The 17,295-nt window shown below is 40.8% G+C and carries 20 protein-coding genes; 11 read left to right on the plus strand and 9 right to left on the minus strand.

Features of this window, described 5'->3' with window-relative positions; translation table 11 throughout:
* Positions 1–9 precede the first annotated feature (9 nt).
* Both ACLI1A_RS05775 and dapF read right to left on the minus strand, forming a co-directional pair.
* Positions 10–540 (minus strand): GNAT family N-acetyltransferase, encoded by a 531-nt coding sequence (locus ACLI1A_RS05775; RefSeq protein WP_411407038.1) that lies wholly within the window; start codon positions 538–540, stop codon positions 10–12.
* Positions 534–1,316, minus strand: a complete 783-nt coding sequence (dapF, locus tag ACLI1A_RS05780) for a diaminopimelate epimerase (protein ID WP_411407040.1) — start codon at positions 1,314–1,316, stop codon at positions 534–536. Before dapF ends, ACLI1A_RS05775 begins: the two co-directional genes overlap by 7 nt.
* Before the next feature lie 109 nt (positions 1,317–1,425).
* On the opposite strand from dapF, the gene ACLI1A_RS05785 reads away from it, so the two are divergent.
* From ACLI1A_RS05785 to ACLI1A_RS05800, 4 genes are all read left to right on the plus strand, one after another.
* Positions 1,426–2,826: a trypsin-like peptidase domain-containing protein gene (locus ACLI1A_RS05785; RefSeq protein ID WP_411407042.1), complete on the plus strand. Its 1,401-nt coding sequence runs from the start codon at positions 1,426–1,428 to the stop codon at positions 2,824–2,826.
* A gap of 136 nt (positions 2,827–2,962) precedes the next feature.
* Positions 2,963–3,322: a hypothetical protein gene (locus tag ACLI1A_RS05790; RefSeq protein WP_411407044.1), complete on the plus strand. Its 360-nt coding sequence runs from the start codon at positions 2,963–2,965 to the stop codon at positions 3,320–3,322.
* Between the two features lie 215 nt (positions 3,323–3,537).
* The gene (locus ACLI1A_RS05795; RefSeq protein WP_411407046.1) at positions 3,538–4,206 is read left to right on the plus strand and encodes a TetR family transcriptional regulator C-terminal domain-containing protein; all 669 of its coding nucleotides are present in this window, start codon (positions 3,538–3,540) and stop codon (positions 4,204–4,206) included.
* A 10-nt stretch (positions 4,207–4,216) separates the two neighbouring features.
* Positions 4,217–5,524, plus strand: coding sequence for an ABC1 kinase family protein (locus tag ACLI1A_RS05800; protein WP_411407048.1), 1,308 nt, complete (start codon positions 4,217–4,219; stop codon positions 5,522–5,524).
* Between the two features lie 141 nt (positions 5,525–5,665).
* Here the strand turns inward: ACLI1A_RS05800 and ACLI1A_RS05805 are convergent, their stop codons facing one another.
* Both ACLI1A_RS05805 and ACLI1A_RS05810 read right to left on the minus strand, forming a co-directional pair.
* Positions 5,666–5,938 (minus strand): DUF2805 domain-containing protein, encoded by a 273-nt coding sequence (locus ACLI1A_RS05805; protein ID WP_411407050.1) that lies wholly within the window; start codon positions 5,936–5,938, stop codon positions 5,666–5,668.
* A gap of 311 nt (positions 5,939–6,249) precedes the next feature.
* Positions 6,250–7,140: an EamA family transporter gene (locus ACLI1A_RS05810; protein WP_411407052.1), complete on the minus strand. Its 891-nt coding sequence runs from the start codon at positions 7,138–7,140 to the stop codon at positions 6,250–6,252.
* A gap of 221 nt (positions 7,141–7,361) precedes the next feature.
* On the opposite strand from ACLI1A_RS05810, the gene ACLI1A_RS05815 reads away from it, so the two are divergent.
* The gene (locus ACLI1A_RS05815; protein ID WP_411407054.1) at positions 7,362–7,829 is read left to right on the plus strand and encodes a hypothetical protein; all 468 of its coding nucleotides are present in this window, start codon (positions 7,362–7,364) and stop codon (positions 7,827–7,829) included.
* A 30-nt stretch (positions 7,830–7,859) separates the two neighbouring features.
* On the plus strand, positions 7,860–8,465 hold the full coding sequence (locus ACLI1A_RS05820; RefSeq protein ID WP_411407056.1) for a murein L,D-transpeptidase catalytic domain-containing protein: 606 nt from the start codon (positions 7,860–7,862) through the stop codon (positions 8,463–8,465).
* A gap of 16 nt (positions 8,466–8,481) precedes the next feature.
* Here ACLI1A_RS05820 and ACLI1A_RS05825 read toward each other — a convergent pair whose 3' ends face one another.
* From ACLI1A_RS05825 to ACLI1A_RS05840, 4 genes are all read right to left on the minus strand, one after another.
* Entirely contained in the window at positions 8,482–8,892 is a 411-nt protein-coding gene (locus ACLI1A_RS05825) for a DUF2721 domain-containing protein (RefSeq protein ID WP_411407058.1), read from the minus strand.
* Between the two features lie 123 nt (positions 8,893–9,015).
* Complete coding sequence (locus ACLI1A_RS05830; RefSeq protein WP_411407060.1) at positions 9,016–9,471, minus strand: nuclear transport factor 2 family protein; 456 nt, start codon at positions 9,469–9,471, stop codon at positions 9,016–9,018.
* A gap of 148 nt (positions 9,472–9,619) precedes the next feature.
* Complete coding sequence (locus tag ACLI1A_RS05835) at positions 9,620–10,609, minus strand: beta-ketoacyl-ACP synthase III (RefSeq protein ID WP_411407062.1); 990 nt, start codon at positions 10,607–10,609, stop codon at positions 9,620–9,622.
* A gap of 7 nt (positions 10,610–10,616) precedes the next feature.
* Positions 10,617–11,003 carry an acyl-CoA thioesterase gene (locus ACLI1A_RS05840; RefSeq protein ID WP_411407064.1) on the minus strand — a complete coding sequence of 129 codons (387 nt, stop codon included), beginning with the start codon at positions 11,001–11,003 and terminating at the stop codon, positions 10,617–10,619.
* A 235-nt stretch (positions 11,004–11,238) separates the two neighbouring features.
* On the opposite strand from ACLI1A_RS05840, the gene ACLI1A_RS05845 reads away from it, so the two are divergent.
* From ACLI1A_RS05845 to ACLI1A_RS05865, 5 genes are all read left to right on the plus strand, one after another.
* Complete coding sequence (locus tag ACLI1A_RS05845) at positions 11,239–11,607, plus strand: hypothetical protein (protein ID WP_411407066.1); 369 nt, start codon at positions 11,239–11,241, stop codon at positions 11,605–11,607.
* Positions 11,608–11,909: 302 nt separating this feature from the next.
* On the plus strand, positions 11,910–12,833 hold the full coding sequence (locus ACLI1A_RS05850) for a hypothetical protein (RefSeq protein ID WP_411407068.1): 924 nt from the start codon (positions 11,910–11,912) through the stop codon (positions 12,831–12,833).
* A gap of 5 nt (positions 12,834–12,838) precedes the next feature.
* The gene (locus ACLI1A_RS05855) at positions 12,839–14,806 is read left to right on the plus strand and encodes a TonB-dependent receptor plug domain-containing protein (RefSeq protein ID WP_411407070.1); all 1,968 of its coding nucleotides are present in this window, start codon (positions 12,839–12,841) and stop codon (positions 14,804–14,806) included.
* 20 nt (positions 14,807–14,826) lie between these two features.
* Entirely contained in the window at positions 14,827–15,690 is an 864-nt protein-coding gene (locus ACLI1A_RS05860; protein ID WP_411407072.1) for an MbnP family protein, read from the plus strand.
* A gap of 63 nt (positions 15,691–15,753) precedes the next feature.
* On the plus strand, positions 15,754–16,770 hold the full coding sequence (locus ACLI1A_RS05865) for a cytochrome-c peroxidase (RefSeq protein WP_411407074.1): 1,017 nt from the start codon (positions 15,754–15,756) through the stop codon (positions 16,768–16,770).
* A gap of 63 nt (positions 16,771–16,833) precedes the next feature.
* On the opposite strand, the gene ACLI1A_RS05870 is transcribed toward ACLI1A_RS05865, so the two are convergent.
* Complete coding sequence (locus ACLI1A_RS05870) at positions 16,834–17,067, minus strand: hypothetical protein (RefSeq protein WP_411407076.1); 234 nt, start codon at positions 17,065–17,067, stop codon at positions 16,834–16,836.
* Positions 17,068–17,295 lie beyond the last annotated feature (228 nt).

A 17,295-nucleotide genomic window follows, 5' to 3' on the forward strand; every position in this document is an offset into this window, starting at 1 on the left:
AGGTTACAGTTATTGTTTGTTTATCAATTGGTACAAAGCCTCATCAGCCCAGGCTTTTCCGCGCCTGTTCCATTGCTGCTTAACCCCTATCAAATTGAAGTCAAAATTAGTAAAAAGCGTTTTACTTGCAATATTCTCAGTATCTATATTTGCATAGAGCTGGTGAAGGCGTAACGTACTGAAAACGTACTGTATTACCAGCCCCAGCGCTTCGGTTCCCAGGCCTTTGCCGCGTTGGGTTTCATCGGCAACAATAAGGCCTACGCCCGCACGCGCATTAGCAGGGTCATAATCAAACAGGTCTATTAAACCCACGGCTTCAAAACTGTCTTTAAGGCAAATGGCAAGGCGCAACTGTTTGGCCTCATAAATATCCTGATGGGCATTTTCCAGATATTGCCGTATAAGGAAACGGCTGTAGGGGGTTTGCGTATAGCTTACCTCCCATAGGTTTTCATTGTTTTCTATACGGTAAATAAACTCCAGGTCCTCAGGTTCCAGTGCGCGCAGGTATATGGTATTTCCGGTAAGGGTTACCATTCTACATCGCCTTTAAACACATAGTCGGCAGGGCCGGTAAGGTACACTTCCTTAAACTGCTTGCCTTCTTGCACAAAAGACACTTTCAGTTGTCCGCCAGGTGTTTGTAAGTGAATGGTATCAGCGTCCGTCTTACCTAAAACCTTCATGGCTATAGCCACAGCAGTAACACCGGTACCACATGAATAGGTTTCATCTTCTACTCCCCTTTCGTAGGTACGTACCGAAAATCTGTCAGCACCTTCCTGGTTTACAAAGTTTACGTTAGCTCCCGCAGTGCCATATAGGCCACTATAGCGTATGCTTGCCCCTATATGCTTTACATCTATATTTGGCAAATCATCTACAATTTCTACGTGATGCGGCGAACCTGTATCAAGAAACACATAATTTTCGTACACTGAAACCGTATTTACGTCTTTCATGTGTAGTGATACGGTTCCATCATCGCTAATGGTAGCATGGTGGCGTCCGTCGGCTGCAAGAAACTCAGTTTCATTGTCTATAATCCCCAGGAAATTAGCAAAAGCCACTATGCAGCGTCCTCCATTACCGCACATAGTGCTGGTATTACCGTCTGAATTATAATATACCATACGAAAATCAGTACTTCCGTCGTTCTCTAAAAGAATGAGGCCATCGGCCCCGATGCCAAACCTGCGATCGCACAGTTGCGCTACAAGTTTGGTATTATTTTTGGGAAAGGTTTCATCGCGGTTATCTATCATCACGAAGTCGTTACCCGTACCCTGGTATTTGTAAAAAGTGGATTCCATTTAAAGCAGATATTGTAGCACAAAAGTACGAATATAAACGACATTCAGGTAATAGCTATCGCAGCACTTTAACTGATAGTTTAACATTAAAATTGAATACTTTTTGTTTATGAAAAATTTTTCAAGCATGCTTGTGGTTTCGCTTTTAAGCGGCGCCATTACCCTTGGAGCTTATAAACTGGTATTTGAAGGCAATTCATTCCGTTCACCACTTTCTATAGCAGCTCCACAAACATCAAACAACCATACCGTAGCTTATGGCTCCGGTGCCGAAAACATCGACTTTACTTCGGCTGCCGATAAAGCCGTGCATACTGTAGTACACGTAAAAAACACCATTTACAGGCAGGCTCCTGTAAGTATGATGGACTATATGTTTGGGTACCGTGGTAACGGACAGCCACAGGCACAGGTAGGCACCGGTAGCGGTGTTATTATTACCGAAGATGGCTACATTGTAACAAACAACCACGTAATTCAGGATGCTAACGAACTGGAAGTAACCCTGAACAACAACAAAACCTACAAGGCTAAGCTGGTAGGTACTGACAGTAAAATGGATATAGCCCTACTTAAAATAGACGCTGACGAAAAACTTCCGTATTCTACCTTTGGAAATAGCGATGATATTAAGGTAGGCGAATGGGTACTTGCTGTAGGGAACCCTTATAACCTAAATAGTACCGTAACTGCCGGTATCGTATCGGCTAAGGCAAGGAACCTGAGTAAGGAAGGCATACAATCGTTTATACAAACTGATGCCGCCGTAAACCCCGGCAACAGTGGTGGTGCCCTTGTCAATACCCGTGGCGAGCTGGTGGGTATAAACACCATGATTTCGTCTACAACAGGATCGTATGTAGGATACTCGTTTGCAGTACCAAGTAATATTACCCGCAAAATTGTAGAAGACCTTATGGAGTATGGTAATGTACAGCGTGGCGCCCTGGGCATACAGGGTAGCGAACTGAACAGTGCCTTCAGCAAAGAGTTAGGAGTAAACGATACGCAAGGCTTTTATGTAAACAGCGTGGTAAGCAAAAGCGGTGCTGAAAAAGCAGGTATACGCAAAGGCGATATTATTAAGAAAATAGACAGCCATGACATACATGGCTTTAGCGACCTTAATGCAGCTATTGTTACCAAAAGGCCAAACGACGTGGTACAGGTACTGGTTAACCGCGATGGTAAAAACATAAACCTGCCGGTGAAGCTTACCAAAAACGAAATCAACAGTTTTACCTACGAAGGCCTGGAGCTGGAAGACCTGAGCGCTGCCGAAAAGAAAACGCTGAAAATTAACTACGGCATACGTATTAAGGAAATTACTGACGGCGACTTTTTGCCGTACTACAACGAACTGAAAGACGGCATCATACTTAGTATAAACAACACTAAGGCTACCGATATAGATACCGTTATTGAAATACTTTCGCGTAAGCAGCAAGGCCAGCGTATGCCGGTACAACTGCTAAGTAAAGACGGGCAGGTACTACGCTTTATACTATAACAGTTCTTTATTTTTAGATATTTATTTTGAAGTGCCTCTCGTTTTTCGGGAGGCTTTTTTTGTACCAAAACTTAACATTTGTTCGTTTTTTGTAAGAAATCAATTCACTAATTTTACAGCCTCACACCTTACTACTATGAAAAAAATTGCCCGAAAAATAGAGATGCTGCTCCATGCACTTTTAACCGGAGTATTAATGTTCAGGGCAGTTTTACTAATTAAAGACGGTTTGTACTATCCCGGAGGGATTATGATGGGGCTAATGTTAGCAGCCGTTGTAATCAGCCTTTTCTGGAAACAACTAAAACTGGCACCTCGTGATGCCAGGCTTGCCTGTTATTATCTGGAGGCTCCTACCCTGCTGCTTAATTATGTTGTTTTTAATATCGAAGGCGATGTGCTTGCTGCCCAGGTATGCCTTATAGCTACTGTTTCGTTGCCATTTATTGGCTATGCCACCGCAATTAAAACCCATCGTAAAAGAAAAGTAGCCTAAACTGTAAACCGGAACGTTACTTTTCAGTGCTTTAATACCATGTGGAGTAATGTAATCATCAATGATTGCAAATTTGCACAGGGTCTACCCAATGTTATTTAGCTATTAGGCTGTATAATTCTTTCATTTTTTTTGAACGATTATTAACAGACGTCTATCTGTTGCTTAGCGCCATACTTGTTAAATTTGTATTTAATGATTAAATGAGTAATGTTATGGCAACCAAGAAACTAAAACAACCAACCCTGCCTACCCGTGCTGAAATCATAGAGCAATATGCCGACTACTGCCTTACCCATGGCAGCAAGCCTGCAACGGTGTATAAATTTTCTAAAGACAATGGCTATAGCGAGGCCGAGTTCTATAAACACTTCCCATCATTTGAAGTGCTGGAGCAATCTTATTTTGTAGAGATGTTTACCCACGCGCTGGAACTCCAGGAGCAGTCGCCTTCGTATGCTGCCTACAGCGGTGTAGAAAAGCTGTCAGCCATATACTTCACTTTTTTTGAAATTGCTACCGCTAACCGTAGTTTTGTGGTATACAGCCTGGCCGAAGGAAGTAACATACTAAAAAATATCCTTAAGCTACGTGAGCTACGTAAGGCATTTACAGAATATGCCGGCACAATCTTAGAAAACCCCATAGACCTGCAACACCCTAAAGCCGAAAAAGCCCAGAAAGAAGCACTTAAAGAAGGTGCCTGGATACAGTTCCTGAGTATCTTTAAATTCTGGATGACAGATACGTCGCCAAGCTTTGAAAAGACTGATGTATTCATTGAAAAATCAGTTAAAGCCTCAAATGACCTGGTTTATAACTCACCCCTGAGCAGCCTTGTAGATCTGGGGAAATTCCTCTGGAAAGAAAAGTTTACCGCTTAAAGCCCATCTTATGAAACGATTAGACAGTATACCCACCAATAAGATTGAGCGGGTAAGTAAGCTTGTAACCACAGGTGTAAAAATAGGGGGCAATTACCTGAAATATTACGGGCAAAAAATGGTTACCCCCGACACCAGCAAGGAATCATTACACGAAAACAACGCAGCCGACATATACGACAGCCTCAAGGAACTGAAAGGTAGTGCCCTAAAGGTAGCACAAATGCTGAGCATGGAAAAAAACTTGCTGCCGCAAAGCTATGTAGAAAAGTTTTCGCTTAGCCAGTTTTCGGTACCGCCGCTATCCGGCCCGTTAGTTACAAAAACATTCAGGAAGTATTTCGGTAAAGAGCCACACGAGCTATTTGATGCCTTTAACCCCGAAAGTATTAATGCCGCCAGCATTGGCCAAGTACATAAGGCTAATAAAAACGGTAAGGAGCTTGCCGTAAAAATACAATACCCCGGCGTACGCGAAAGCATAGGCACCGATATAGCCATGGTAAAACCCATAGCCATACGCATGTTTAACCTGCAAGGCACAAGCGACGAATATTTTGATGAAGTGGAAGGAAAACTCATGGAGGAAACCGATTATTCATTAGAACTTATGCAGAGTGAAGCAGTGCGCATAGAATGTGCCAAGCTGGAAAATATCCGTTTTCCTAAATACTACCCGGAGCTGAGCTGCGAAAAGATTATAACCATGGACTGGATGCAGGGCAAGCATTTATCTGAATGGTGTAAGGAGGAACATACGCAGGAGGAACGCAATAAAGTGGGTCAGGCGCTTTTTGATTTTTATATGTACCAGATACACGGGTTGCATAAATTTCATGCCGATCCGCATCCGGGTAATTTTCTTGTAGATGAGGGTGCTAATCTTATAGCCATAGATTTTGGTTGTATGAAACAGCTGCCTTCAGACTTTTATGTGCCGTATTACAAAATAATACAGCCTGCCACGATAGCTAACACCGTACAGTTTAAAGACCTGCTTCATGAATTACAAGTGCTACGAAATGACGATACACCTGATGAGGAAGACTATTTCTTTAATCTGTTCAGGGAATTGCTGGACGTATTTGTAGAGCCCTACAGGCACCAGCAATTTGATTTTGGTAATCCGGCTTTCAGTAACGCAATAGCGGGGTTAAGCGAAAAATTTGCTAATGACAAAGTACTTCGTAAAATGAACGGTAATAGGGGTAGCAGGCATTTTATTTATGTAAACCGTACGTTCTTCGGGCTGTACAGCCTGTTGTTTGATATAGGTGCCGAAATAACCATTTACAACTATGAGAAGTACATAAAATAAGCCGTCAGGCTTGGGGTATAAAAACGGACTGTGTCAACTTCCGTTTCGACCGGTAGTGAGAAATCTCAGAATATAATCTTTAGATTTCTCGGCTTCACTACGTTTCGTTCGAAATGAAAGTTGATACAGTTGCTTTTGATTTTAAAATCTTCGGTTAAAGTAATACCTGGAATCGAGTTCGTCGTCTTCAAGGGTATTTATAGGTTTTGGTTTCGGCTTTTTTGCAGCCGTTTTCTTTTTCCACAGTTCAAAGCCATCATGAGACAACCTTGATTTCATAATATCGGTCACTTCCTTTTCAGAAAGGCCGTACTGGGCTTTTATCTCCTCAAAGGGCTTTCTTTCTTCCTGGGCCAGCGTTACTATCCTCTCTAACGCTTCCCTGTCCAATTCGGGACGGCTACTCTTTTTCATCGTGTGAAAAAATTAAATCAGGTAATACTTATTTTATTTTTTAAACATTGATTATTTCAATATTAATAAAAAAAGCAGTCGCCTCGCAGTGTACCATTATTTTTCAAAAAATGCTAAAAACAGTAGTTGCTGCCCTCAGGTTTTTAAAGTTCTTTTTGTAAGCAGGCAGATTTTAAGGGTAAAAAATCAGAATTTTAATATTTCCGACAAAGGATTATTATGTATAACAACTAACAATTACGTAGTTTTTACTTCACCTTGCATTAATATTACCTCATTTATTAATAGTAACAGTATAACTCTACCAGCCATTATTCTCTTTTCAAGGATACATTCATAAGCACTATAGCCGCAAGTATAAGCGCTATACCTGCCCACTGTATACCCGATACGGTTTCGTGCAAAATAAAATAAGCCATAGTAACCGATACAGGCAGCTCTAATGCCGAAACAATACTGCCCAGCCCCATACTTACCTTCGGGAAACCGGAGTTCATAAGCAATGGCGGTAACAGGGTACCAAACAGTGCTAAAGGTATACCCCAGGTATACACAATATTAAAGTTAAAACTCCCCGGCCATGTTATAGCAGTAAACACCAATACTACTACCCCACCACCAAGCAGCATATACAGGCTACGCTGTGTACTGGGCAGGTGGGTAGCTATTTTATTGCCGGCGTACATGGTTATAGTATAGCTTATTGCAGCGAGCACTCCCCAGGCTATACCCCTCCAGTCCGGAAAGGCACTGCTCTCAATAAGGTTTGTAGCCAGCACCGTACCGCCAAGAACCACAAGTACAGCCATCAGCTTTTTGGGTTCGGGTGTTTTACAATCCAGAAGCCATTCGGCCAGTACACCAAGCCATACGCTTTGCATAAGCAAAACAATACCTACCGAAACCGGTACAAACTTTACCGCAAGGTAATAAAACACACTGGTAAACCCCATGGAAGTACCCGAAAGCACCAGGTACAGCTTATTATTTACCGTTGCCATTGCAGCATTAGTTGTTTTACTCCTCTGAAACATATGCAATATCCACACGCTAAGTATACCCAGCAGCATTTGAGACCCTGTAACTTCGGCAGTGGTATAGCCTTCTCCATAAGCCAGTTTTACAAACGTAGCCAGCATACCGTAGCTTGCAGCACCCAGGCCTACCTGTATTACTCCTTTAAGGACATTGTTGTTTTGCATAATGCTAAAAATTTAAAAAGCGGGCAAATTTACTCTGCTAAGTTTAATTTTTCGTTGCAAAATTGATATTTTTTAAAACTTAATGTTACATTTGAAACAAAGTAAACCCACCACAATTTCATGAATAAGTACATTTTTATCTTAATATCAATAGTAACTCTCTCATCTTGCAGCAAAAAGGAAACTATTGCAAAAGAGGATATGCCGTTAAACTTTGAGCATTGGGACCGATAAAGCTCGGTACACATATAAGTGACTATAAAACTGAATTTACCGGACTGGATTCCACAAGGGTGGACTGTTATGAATACAAATACGATGGCGGCGGACCTGCGTATGAATACCGCTATAAAGGCAGGCTGCTTTTTGCCCTAATGCCCGCTATGGACTCTGACAGTATCATTGCCATAATGGTTATAGATAAAGACTTTAAAATGAAAAACGGTATACACCCGGGCAGCACCGTTGCACAGCTCAAAGAAAAGAATGGCAAAATAAACATTCGCATGGATTACCTAACCGGAGGTGAGTTTATGCCGGACAGTATTAATGGCACAAATTACATTTTTGATACCCCAGACGATAGCCTTGTAGCCGCATATCCTGATATAGATAAACCGGGAATAATAAAAAGAACGGACGTAAAGTGTAACTGGATAGAGATAAAGAGCTACAATAAAACACAGTAGTAAGCAGTTTATATATAAAACCTTACTACCATGTTCCGGCTGACCTTACTTTTCTGTACCATATTACTGGCTTGCGGCAATGCATCTGAACCAAAAGAAACGGTAATTGCCACTAAAGATTACTCTCAAAAACATAATGAAGCCTTGGCCTACTGTAAAGCGAATGGCTTTAGTACCGAATATTATTTTTTAGTAGACCTTAATGTGCATTCGGGGCGCAACCGCTTTTTTGTATATGATTTTACCCAAAAGAAAATAACGGCACAAAACCTGGTAACGCATGGCGCCTGCGATGCCTTTGAGCAAAACAGCAGTATGTATGAAAAGGTAAAATTCAGTAACAGGGTAGACAGCCATTGCAGTTCCAGCGGAAAGTATAAAGTGGGCAGCCGCGACTATAGTTCGTGGGGTATTAATGTAAAATACTGGCTTGAGGGGCTGGAAGAGTCTAATAACAATGTCCGTGACAGGGTAATAGTACTACACTCATGGGAAGCGGTACAGGATACTGAAATTTACCCTAACTACTCGCCACTAAGCTGGGGTTGCCCGGCAGTGAGTAATAATTTTATGCGTACGCTCGATACCAAACTAAAGGCTACAAAAAAGCCAGTATTACTGTGGATTGTGGAGTAATCTCTATAGCTTAAAATTACTTTTTCTGCTGTTCTGCTTCTTCTATAAGGTCGCTTAGGTGTATGCGCAGTGCCTTTACAGAAATACTTATCTCCCAGAACGAAACTCCTAATGAAGCAAGTAGCAGCAATAAACTCAGCCCGAAAGTATAAGCGCCCCAGTTGTCAATACCATAGAACAACAGCATCATGGCAAATACGGAAAAGAAAAGGCTTAACACACCATACATTTGCATATGCCTGATAAGCGTAAGGCGAAGGTTCAGGTTATTTATTTCCAGCAATATACTTTTGGTTTGGTTTTGCTCATAACTCACCTTTAGCCCACGTACTATACCCGCTATGGTAAGAAAACGGTTAGTATACGCTAACAAGATTAATGACGTGGCAGAAAACAAAAGTGCCGGGGTTTGTATGCTGAGCTCCATAATTGCGGTGTGATTTGTATATGAGGTAAAAATATAAATTTAAAAAGGAGTAAACAACATACATAGTAGCTCAGTAAAAATAAGAACAGTCTGTATTAAACCGAAAAACAAAACATATGCGTGTTATTCAGCATCTTCAAAATTATCATAGTAGGTAAAATCCTTGCTTATAAGTCCATTTTCTATGGTAAAAATAGTACATATAGGCAATTCAAACTTTGAACCGTCCGGAGCCGTACCCGTTGACACAAATTCTACAATCACATTCTTTTCGCCCGAAGGATATATGTTAACTATGCTGTCGTGGATATCCGGGAATACCTTGTTCAGCTCAGAATATTTGTTTACGACTTGCTGCCTGGATTGCTTTACAATTCCCTGTCCTAATGAAGGATCTTTAAAATCAGCGTTTTCAGTATACATCCCTGCCATCATATCCCAATGATGGTGGTTAAAATGATCAAAATATTCTTTAACAAGCTTTTCGTTGTCCGTTGTAGTAACCGTAATATTTGCCTTAGGATTGTTGCAACTGTAAATTGTAAATACAACTAAAAGTGCAGGAATGATTTGTTTCATATTGATTGAGATTGATGTTAACGGTTTGGCTCGAACCTTACAGGCTCCTGATTATCAAATATAACTACTAAAAATAAAACAGGACAAAAAAATGCTCATATCCCCTACTGTTAAGGGATATGAGCATTTTAATGAATATTATCAATATTTAATTACCCCATACAAGGTAGCTGCTACCGAAGGTAAATCCGGCACCAAAGGCTGTAAGCAACAGCTTGTCTCCGGGTTTAAAATCGGCCTGGAAATCCCAAAGGCATAGCGGAATTGTAGCCGCAGTAGTGTTACCATAACGCTGTATGTTTACCTTTACCTTATCCATAGGCATTTTCAGGTTATCGGCCACCGCATTAATAATACGTATGTTAGCTTGGTGCGGTATTACCCAGTCAATGTCTTCGGCTGCAAGAGTATTGCGGTCAGTAATTTCAGTGCATACGCCCGTCATTCCCGCAATGGCATTTTTAAATACCGTTTTACCGTCCTGCCTTACAAAGTGCTGGCGTTCTTGCAGTGTATCTTCGTGGAACGGATTTAGCGAACCTCCTACGGCTATAGAAAGGAACTCGCTGCCGGCACCATCGGTTTTAAGGATAAAATCCTGAAGCCCATAATCAGCAGATGGCTCCAGCAGTACTGCCCCTGCCCCATCACCAAAAAGGATACAGGTATTACGGTCAGTATAATCTACTATACGGCTCATGGCATCGGCACCTATAACCAGTACCTTTTTATGCCTGCCCGATTCTATAAGTGAGCTGCCTACAGAAAGCGCATACAAAAATCCGCTACAAGCTGCATTAAGATCAAATCCCCATGCGTTTGTAAGTCCTGCCTTATCACATACTACCGGGGCTGTAGGAGCCAGTAATTTATCGGGTGTAGAGGTAGCAAGGATTAAACATTCTATTTCGGCAGGATTTATTCCGGAAGAAGCCAAAAGGTTCTTTACCGCTTCGGCAGCCATATCAGAGGTAGCCTTTTCAGGATTACTTAAAATCCTTCTTTCATTTATGCCGGTGCGTGCCACTATCCATTCGTTAGATGTGTCCACCATTTTTTCAAGCTGTGCATTATCCAGTATGGTTTCAGGCACATACCCGCCTACAGCCGTTATGGCTGCTTTATTTAGATTTGTCATTGTTGTGTTACTTAATAATAGCTACAGGTTCTTTGTTTTCGCCAATTGCCACAAATGTAAAATTGCCTGTGATTGCTTTCTCACGGCTTTCAGAGTACATATCTTCCACATATATTTCTACATGGACCTTAAGGCTGGTGTTTCCTACATGTATAACCCTTCCTATAAGCTCTGCAAACGTACCGCCCGGTATGGGTTTCTTAAAATCGATACGATCGCTGCTTACCGTTACCACACGCTGCCTGCTAAAACGTGTAGCCGTTATAAAAGCCACCTCATCCATAAGCTGCATAGCGTTGCCGCCAAAAAGCGTATCGTAATGATTAGTGGTATTAGGGAATATCGCCTTAAAAATATGGGTTTCAGAATTTTCTATTCTTTCTTCTAATGTCATTTTTATTTAGATTCAAATACTGTGAAATGTGTTACTTAGCCTGGGGTGAAATACTATGGGGAACATAAATACTCCTAAAAGAAATCTCCTTTCGGCTCACCTGTACTTAACGACATTGTTTCCGAACGGAAAAAACCCTAAAAAAGTGTAGCAAAGATACGTCAGAATTTTCCATTCATTAAAAAAATGTACACTTTTACTTCTCAGTATCGTTTTAGCTGAGTATTTTTGTTTCGTGAAAAAAATCGCAGTAATCATAGCGCTGTTTTTATTGGTAAGGCCCATATTACCCCTGGGGGAATATGTATTTAATTATAACTACATAGCTAACGAACTCTGCGTAAACAAGGACAAGCCTAAGATGCACTGTAACGGTAAGTGCCACCTTATGAAAGAGCTTGCCAAAAAAGCTGCCGAAGAAAATCCTTCATCAGAAAAAAAAGGATCAGGTACCCAGTTTGAAATTCTTGCCATAGTAGACAGTCCGCTTTCACTTTCACTTACTCCGGTTGTGTATTACAACACTGCAACCGCTACCGTTTACAACAATCTTTATCATTATATCTTCAGCCCAGTTTCTTTCAGACCGCCGGGAGCAGCTTAATTACTTTTATTGCTGATTGTTGGGACTCAGTAAAGGGTATCCCAATAGTTTATTATAGTATAAAAGCAAATAAGCTGTTGTAATTGTATTGTGTACAAAATGTTCATAGTTAACGGTAGACAGCCGTAAGTATGTAACACTATGTGCTTAATACATTTACTACACGCACCGTAATATCCTATATTCCTTATAGCAAACAACCTGGTATTGATACTCGTTTATCAATAACCACAGGTATGTTGTGTTGTTATGGAGTAAATGGTTACCCGTGCAGTGTTGCAGCCCAAACACATTCATTTACAATGAAATTTTCTTATAGTCTTGTAATGGTAATTTTTATTGCCATTACATCCTGCACGCTTGATAAAACAGATTATGAGGCAGAAATAAACACGGTAGTACCTGAATACTACGAGTTTAAAGAAGCAGCCTCATTAAACAGCGGTGCATACCATATAAGTATAGAAGCACTAAACGGTACTTTTTATAAAGGGTATAATGAGGTACACATAACTGTGACTAATACTCAAACCAACGAAGAACAGAATGGTGCAGATATTACTTTCTTACCTATTCTTACTAACGAATCAGGTGATGCCTCATCGTGTCCGCACAAATACAATATGGCATACGATGCCGAAAACGGTTATTATAAAGGTTATGTAGTATTTACTGATGTTAGCAGCAGTACAAATACCTGGAAACTGTATTTGGGTATTACAAATAACAATCAGGTTACTACTGTTAATAAAGATATTACCGTAGCGGAACAGGCAAATAAAAACCTGAACATGACCACTTTTACCGGTAACGATGGTGCACAGTATGTAATAGCGTTAGTAGCACCACAAAAGCCCAGCGTTTCCGAGAACGAACTCGTAGCCGGAATTTATAAGTATACTGAACCTGACAGCCCGGCGGGTACATTTCCTGATGAAACACAGTTTTCGTATGAGGAAGTGGCCGGATATACCCTAAAGCTGGATCCACGTATGCCCGAACCTTCGATGGGAAACCATACTTCGCCTAACAACCAGGACCTGACGCAACATGATGACGGACTGTATTATGGAGTAGTAAACTATACCATGACCGGTAACTGGACGCTGAATTTCATTCTGGTGAACCAAAACGGTTTTATAGTAAAGGGCACAACTGTACCTACAACATTTACTCCCGGTGTAGATGGCGTAAAAAGCGAGCTGTACATAGACATATTATTCTAAAGAACATGAAAGTACTTACTATAATACTGCTATTCTCTGGGATAAGTGCTATGGCTCAAAACGACAGCATCAAGGAGTTACAGGAGGTAAATGTAAATGCCGAGGTAAAGAAAAAAATTGAAACGGACATGAAAATGGCGGTTTCTGTTGATGAATTCCTGGCATCTTCCTCTAATATCAGTTTTATAAAACGGGGGGCATATGCCTGGGAACCCTTGCTAAACAACATGAGTAGTGAGCGTTCTACCCTAACCATAGACGGTATGCATGTTTTTGGTGCCTGTACTGATAAGATGGATCCTATCACGTCCTATGTAGAAGTAAATAACCTTTCGACTATCGATGTAAAATCAGGTCAGGCTGGCAGCATGCACGGTGCTACTGTAGGAGGTAGTATCGACCTTAAAAGGAAGAGCACACCTTTTGGCTTGGCAAAAAAATGGAACGGTGCTTATCAAAGCGGTTTCGAGCTGAACAACAAACAGCGTTTTAACCTGGGTAATGTTTCCTATTCAGGAGAGCGATTTGTGGCTGAAGGTAGTGCATCGTATAGGAAAGCAGATAACTATACCGCCGGAAACAACAGGGAAGTAAAGCATTCTCAGTACAGTAAATTCAACAGTTCACTGGGGCTGGCTTACAAAACCGGTGAATTGTCATCGTTACGCGCCGATGCTATTTTTGATATGGCCAAAAATGTGGGCTTCCCTGCCCTACCTATGGATTTATGGCTTTCAAGAGCCATCATTACTTCGGTTACATATAAAAAGTTATTTCAGGAAGGACTGGTAAAAGCCTGGGATACCAAAGCGTATTTTAATGCCATAGAGCATTATATGGACGATACTAAGCGCCCCGAAAACCTGGTACACATGGATATGCCGGGCTGGAGCACCACCTACGGACTGGTAAGCAAAGCCAACTTAAACAGCGACAGATATGCTTCGGAAATACAACTGAATGCATATGATAACTTGTCTATCGCAGAAATGCGTATGTATCCGCAAGACCGTAGTAAGCAAACCATGTTTGCATACAGTTGGCCCTGGGTAACCACGCGTTTTGGTGGGCTGTCAATGAACAACAGCTATGATATATCCGACCGCAGCCAGCTAAACTTTGGGGGTTCGTTAGCTGTGAATTACAATTACTCAAAGTATGTAGAGTTCAACCATATTTTCCATCCGGGTGCCCCACAGGAAAAAACCAGGGTATTACCCGGGCTTCATGGTAGCTATCTCCTTACACTGAACAAATTTAATTTCTCAGCGGGTGCAGGTTATGGGCATAGGGCTCCATCGGTATCTGAAGGTTACGGGTATTATATATATAACAGCTTCGACCGTTATGATTACATTGGCAATCCTAACCTGAAGAATGAAATTTCGCATGAGGTAAATGCCTCGGCAGGATTCAAAAATGAGAAGTTCAGCCTGCAGGCCAAAGCGAACTATTTCTACATTAAAAAATATATCATCGGCCGTATCCTAAGCCTTGGTAGTCCTATGAACTACCAGTCGGTAGGCGTAAAAGGCTATACCTCTCTTGATTATGCCACACTGTTCAACTTTTCGTTAAACAGTACCTACAGCATATTAGAGCACCTGCACTGGAAAGGCGTGCTTACGTATGCCCGCGCCCAGGATAACAAAGGCGGTAACCTGCCTTTTATCCGTCCGCTTAGTTACCAGACTTCCCTGCATTATATGTATAAGAAGTTTAGTGTACAGGCTTCGGTAAATGGAGATTTTGCCCAAATAAACTTCAGCCCGGAATATGGCGAGGACCAAACCCCTGCGTATGCAATATGCAACCTGTCCGCCGATTATTCCTTTAAAATAAAAGATGTTTCTGCTACCGTTCAGTTGGGCGCAGAAAACCTTTTAGATGCTTACTACAGTACCTATGCCGATTGGGGTAACATTCCGCGTATGGGTCGAAACATTTTTACATCATTAAAATTCAATCTTTAAAACAATCTTAATTAATAAAAATGAAAAATCTAAAACAATGCCTTTTCCTTGCTGTTTCTGCATTAACGCTTGCCTCATGTTCTAACGATGATACACCGGCAGCTAACAATGTAACGCTTGCATTTACAAACACATTTAACAATACCACCATTGTGTTGGGTGACGCTACCTCTGCCGATGCTACAATAAATACTTCGGCTGCAGGGCAAGTACACCATTTTTCTGAACTAAAATATGTTATTAGCAACATTCGCCTTATTAAAGACGACGGTACCGAAATTCCGTACAACATAAACGACCTGGACAATGGTGCTACAGTTATAAACCAGGCAAATACAGCATCACTTAACTATGTATTAAGCAATATACCATCGGGTACGTATAAGCAAATCAAATTTGGTTTAGGTATAAAGACCGACCTTAATACGCTTGACCAAACCAGGTTCCCTAACTTCTACGCCGCAGCAGGAGCCAATGACACTGAGATGATGTGGGAATGGGGTACCGGATACCGTTTTACTAAAATTGAAGGTTTTTATGATACTGATAATAAGGAGATGTCTATCCATACCGGCAGTACTGTAGAAGGTTCTGAAGGTAGCTATACCCAGGGTGTAGATGCGTACAGGGATATTACATTAAACCTTGATACAAATGCCAAAGTAGGTAATACAGCACCAAAAATAAATATTAAAGCCGACTTTAATAAACTGCTAAGCGGGGCAAGTAACACCATTACGCTATCTACAGGTACAGGCATGGACGACAATGCTACACCAAATGTACACACTGCTGTACAGATGGTTAAGTTTGTAGATAACCTGGGTGGTAACGGCACAAGCGATATTAACGGAATGTTCTCCATTATCAGCGTAGAAAACTAACATAAACTCTGGGCAGCCTTGCTTATTAGTGAGGCGGCTCTTTTATAAACAATTAAAGTTTGTATGAAGAAAATTGCTTTAATAGTTAGTTGTTTATTCGGCTTAGTTTCGTGCAGTAACGATGAATACAAGCCTATTACTTACACAAACCCAGTGATAGAATTAGCTATCCCACAGGGATTTCCTGAACTGAACAATGCGGTAAGTAATAACCTCCCTACCCAATATGGTGTGGTACTTGGTAAAAAACTTTTTAACGATACACGCTTTAGTGCAGACAACAGTATTGCCTGTGCCAGTTGCCATATTCAGCGCACTGCTTTTTCGGACAACAACGTACAGGGTGTGGGCATTGAAAGCAGGATTGGGTTAAGGAATGTGCCTCCTGTACAAAACATGGCGTTTATGAAGTTCTACAATTGGGATGGTAGCAAGCTAAAACTTGAAGACCAGCCATTGGTACCCATTATAACCCATGAAGAAATGGACTCATCTATTTTAGATGTTATTGCTAAAATACAAGACGATACCGAATATAAAGATCTTTTTACAAAGGCATTTGGTAGCGAAACCATTACCGCACAACGTATTTACAGCAGTATAGTACAATATGAATACACATTGATTTCGGCTAACAGTAAATATGATAAAGTAAAGAGAAATGAAGGTGAACAGTTTACCGATAGTGAAGCCCGTGGATATAATGTGTTCCAACAAAAATGTATAAGTTGCCACAACACAGAACTGTTTACAGACCAAACTTTCAGGAACATTGGTTTCCCATTAAACCCGGACTCTAATGAGGCTGGTCGTGCCAGGGTAACCGGGCTATCGTCAGACTACATGAGTTTTAGGGTTCCGTCACTCAGAAATGTGGAATACACGGCACCTTATGGTAGTTTTGGGCAGTTCTCTACTTTAAAATCAGTTTTGGATTATTTTAGTAACGGTGTTTTCTATTCTGAAAACCTTGATCCGGTTTTTAAAAATAATGAAAACAAAATACCACTTACAGAACGGGAAAAGACAGACCTTATTGCATTTATGAAAACCCTAAGCGATGTAGAGTTTACAGAATAAAAATAGAAGTTTTTAGAAATAAAAAAGGCTGCTCATTTATCTAAGCAGCCTTTTTTATATAAACTATTTAATCTTTACTGCACTTGGCTTTCTGAAATATTGAGCCGCGAACACTATACCTGCAATTGCTAAAAATACAATAAAAGTATTGATAGGCGACCCATCTTCAGTGTCAGTATTACCACCTCCAGGGTTACCGAAATCAGGACTGTCGGGTTGCGCAGTCTGAGCAAACATTACAAAATTCACTAGGAATAGAACGACTAAACTATACCATTTTAAGATACTACTTTTCATAACTTTTGGGGTTTAAATTATTAATAATACACTGCAAATATATATTATTTTTTTTTACACAAAGCTTTTTCAATCAAACTTTTAAAATTTTTTGATATTTTTTTAACTATAGTAACACAAGACCCTAAGATCCGTAAACACACTGAATTACAACACCTTCATCGAACAAAAAGAATAAATTTGGGTACAATTAGGCATAAAGTATTTATTTCTTACATACTTCTGAAA

The sequence above is a fragment of the Flavobacterium sp. RHBU_3 genome, from assembly GCF_046613565.1.
Lineage (GTDB): Bacteria > Bacteroidota > Bacteroidia > Flavobacteriales > Flavobacteriaceae > Flavobacterium.

Coding starts and splice junctions, on each gene's coding strand:
- ACLI1A_RS05835 (WP_411407062.1), bottom strand. CDS start 10,609: ATGACAAATCTAAATAAAGCAGCCATAACGGCTGTAGGCGGGTATGTG.
- ACLI1A_RS05795 (WP_411407046.1), top strand. CDS start 3,538: ATGGCAACCAAGAAACTAAAACAACCAACCCTGCCTACCCGTGCTGAA.
- ACLI1A_RS05865 (WP_411407074.1), top strand. CDS start 15,754: ATGAAGAAAATTGCTTTAATAGTTAGTTGTTTATTCGGCTTAGTTTCG.
- ACLI1A_RS05830 (WP_411407060.1), bottom strand. CDS start 9,471: ATGAAACAAATCATTCCTGCACTTTTAGTTGTATTTACAATTTACAGT.
- ACLI1A_RS05790 (WP_411407044.1), top strand. CDS start 2,963: ATGAAAAAAATTGCCCGAAAAATAGAGATGCTGCTCCATGCACTTTTA.
- ACLI1A_RS05785 (WP_411407042.1), top strand. CDS start 1,426: ATGAAAAATTTTTCAAGCATGCTTGTGGTTTCGCTTTTAAGCGGCGCC.
- ACLI1A_RS05825 (WP_411407058.1), bottom strand. CDS start 8,892: ATGGAGCTCAGCATACAAACCCCGGCACTTTTGTTTTCTGCCACGTCA.
- ACLI1A_RS05860 (WP_411407072.1), top strand. CDS start 14,827: ATGAAAAATCTAAAACAATGCCTTTTCCTTGCTGTTTCTGCATTAACG.
- ACLI1A_RS05870 (WP_411407076.1), bottom strand. CDS start 17,067: ATGAAAAGTAGTATCTTAAAATGGTATAGTTTAGTCGTTCTATTCCTA.
- ACLI1A_RS05855 (WP_411407070.1), top strand. CDS start 12,839: ATGAAAGTACTTACTATAATACTGCTATTCTCTGGGATAAGTGCTATG.
- dapF (WP_411407040.1), bottom strand. CDS start 1,316: ATGGAATCCACTTTTTACAAATACCAGGGTACGGGTAACGACTTCGTG.
- ACLI1A_RS05820 (WP_411407056.1), top strand. CDS start 7,860: ATGTTCCGGCTGACCTTACTTTTCTGTACCATATTACTGGCTTGCGGC.
- ACLI1A_RS05810 (WP_411407052.1), bottom strand. CDS start 7,140: ATGCAAAACAACAATGTCCTTAAAGGAGTAATACAGGTAGGCCTGGGT.
- ACLI1A_RS05805 (WP_411407050.1), bottom strand. CDS start 5,938: ATGAAAAAGAGTAGCCGTCCCGAATTGGACAGGGAAGCGTTAGAGAGG.
- ACLI1A_RS05800 (WP_411407048.1), top strand. CDS start 4,217: ATGAAACGATTAGACAGTATACCCACCAATAAGATTGAGCGGGTAAGT.
- ACLI1A_RS05850 (WP_411407068.1), top strand. CDS start 11,910: ATGAAATTTTCTTATAGTCTTGTAATGGTAATTTTTATTGCCATTACA.
- ACLI1A_RS05840 (WP_411407064.1), bottom strand. CDS start 11,003: ATGACATTAGAAGAAAGAATAGAAAATTCTGAAACCCATATTTTTAAG.
- ACLI1A_RS05775 (WP_411407038.1), bottom strand. CDS start 540: ATGGTAACCCTTACCGGAAATACCATATACCTGCGCGCACTGGAACCT.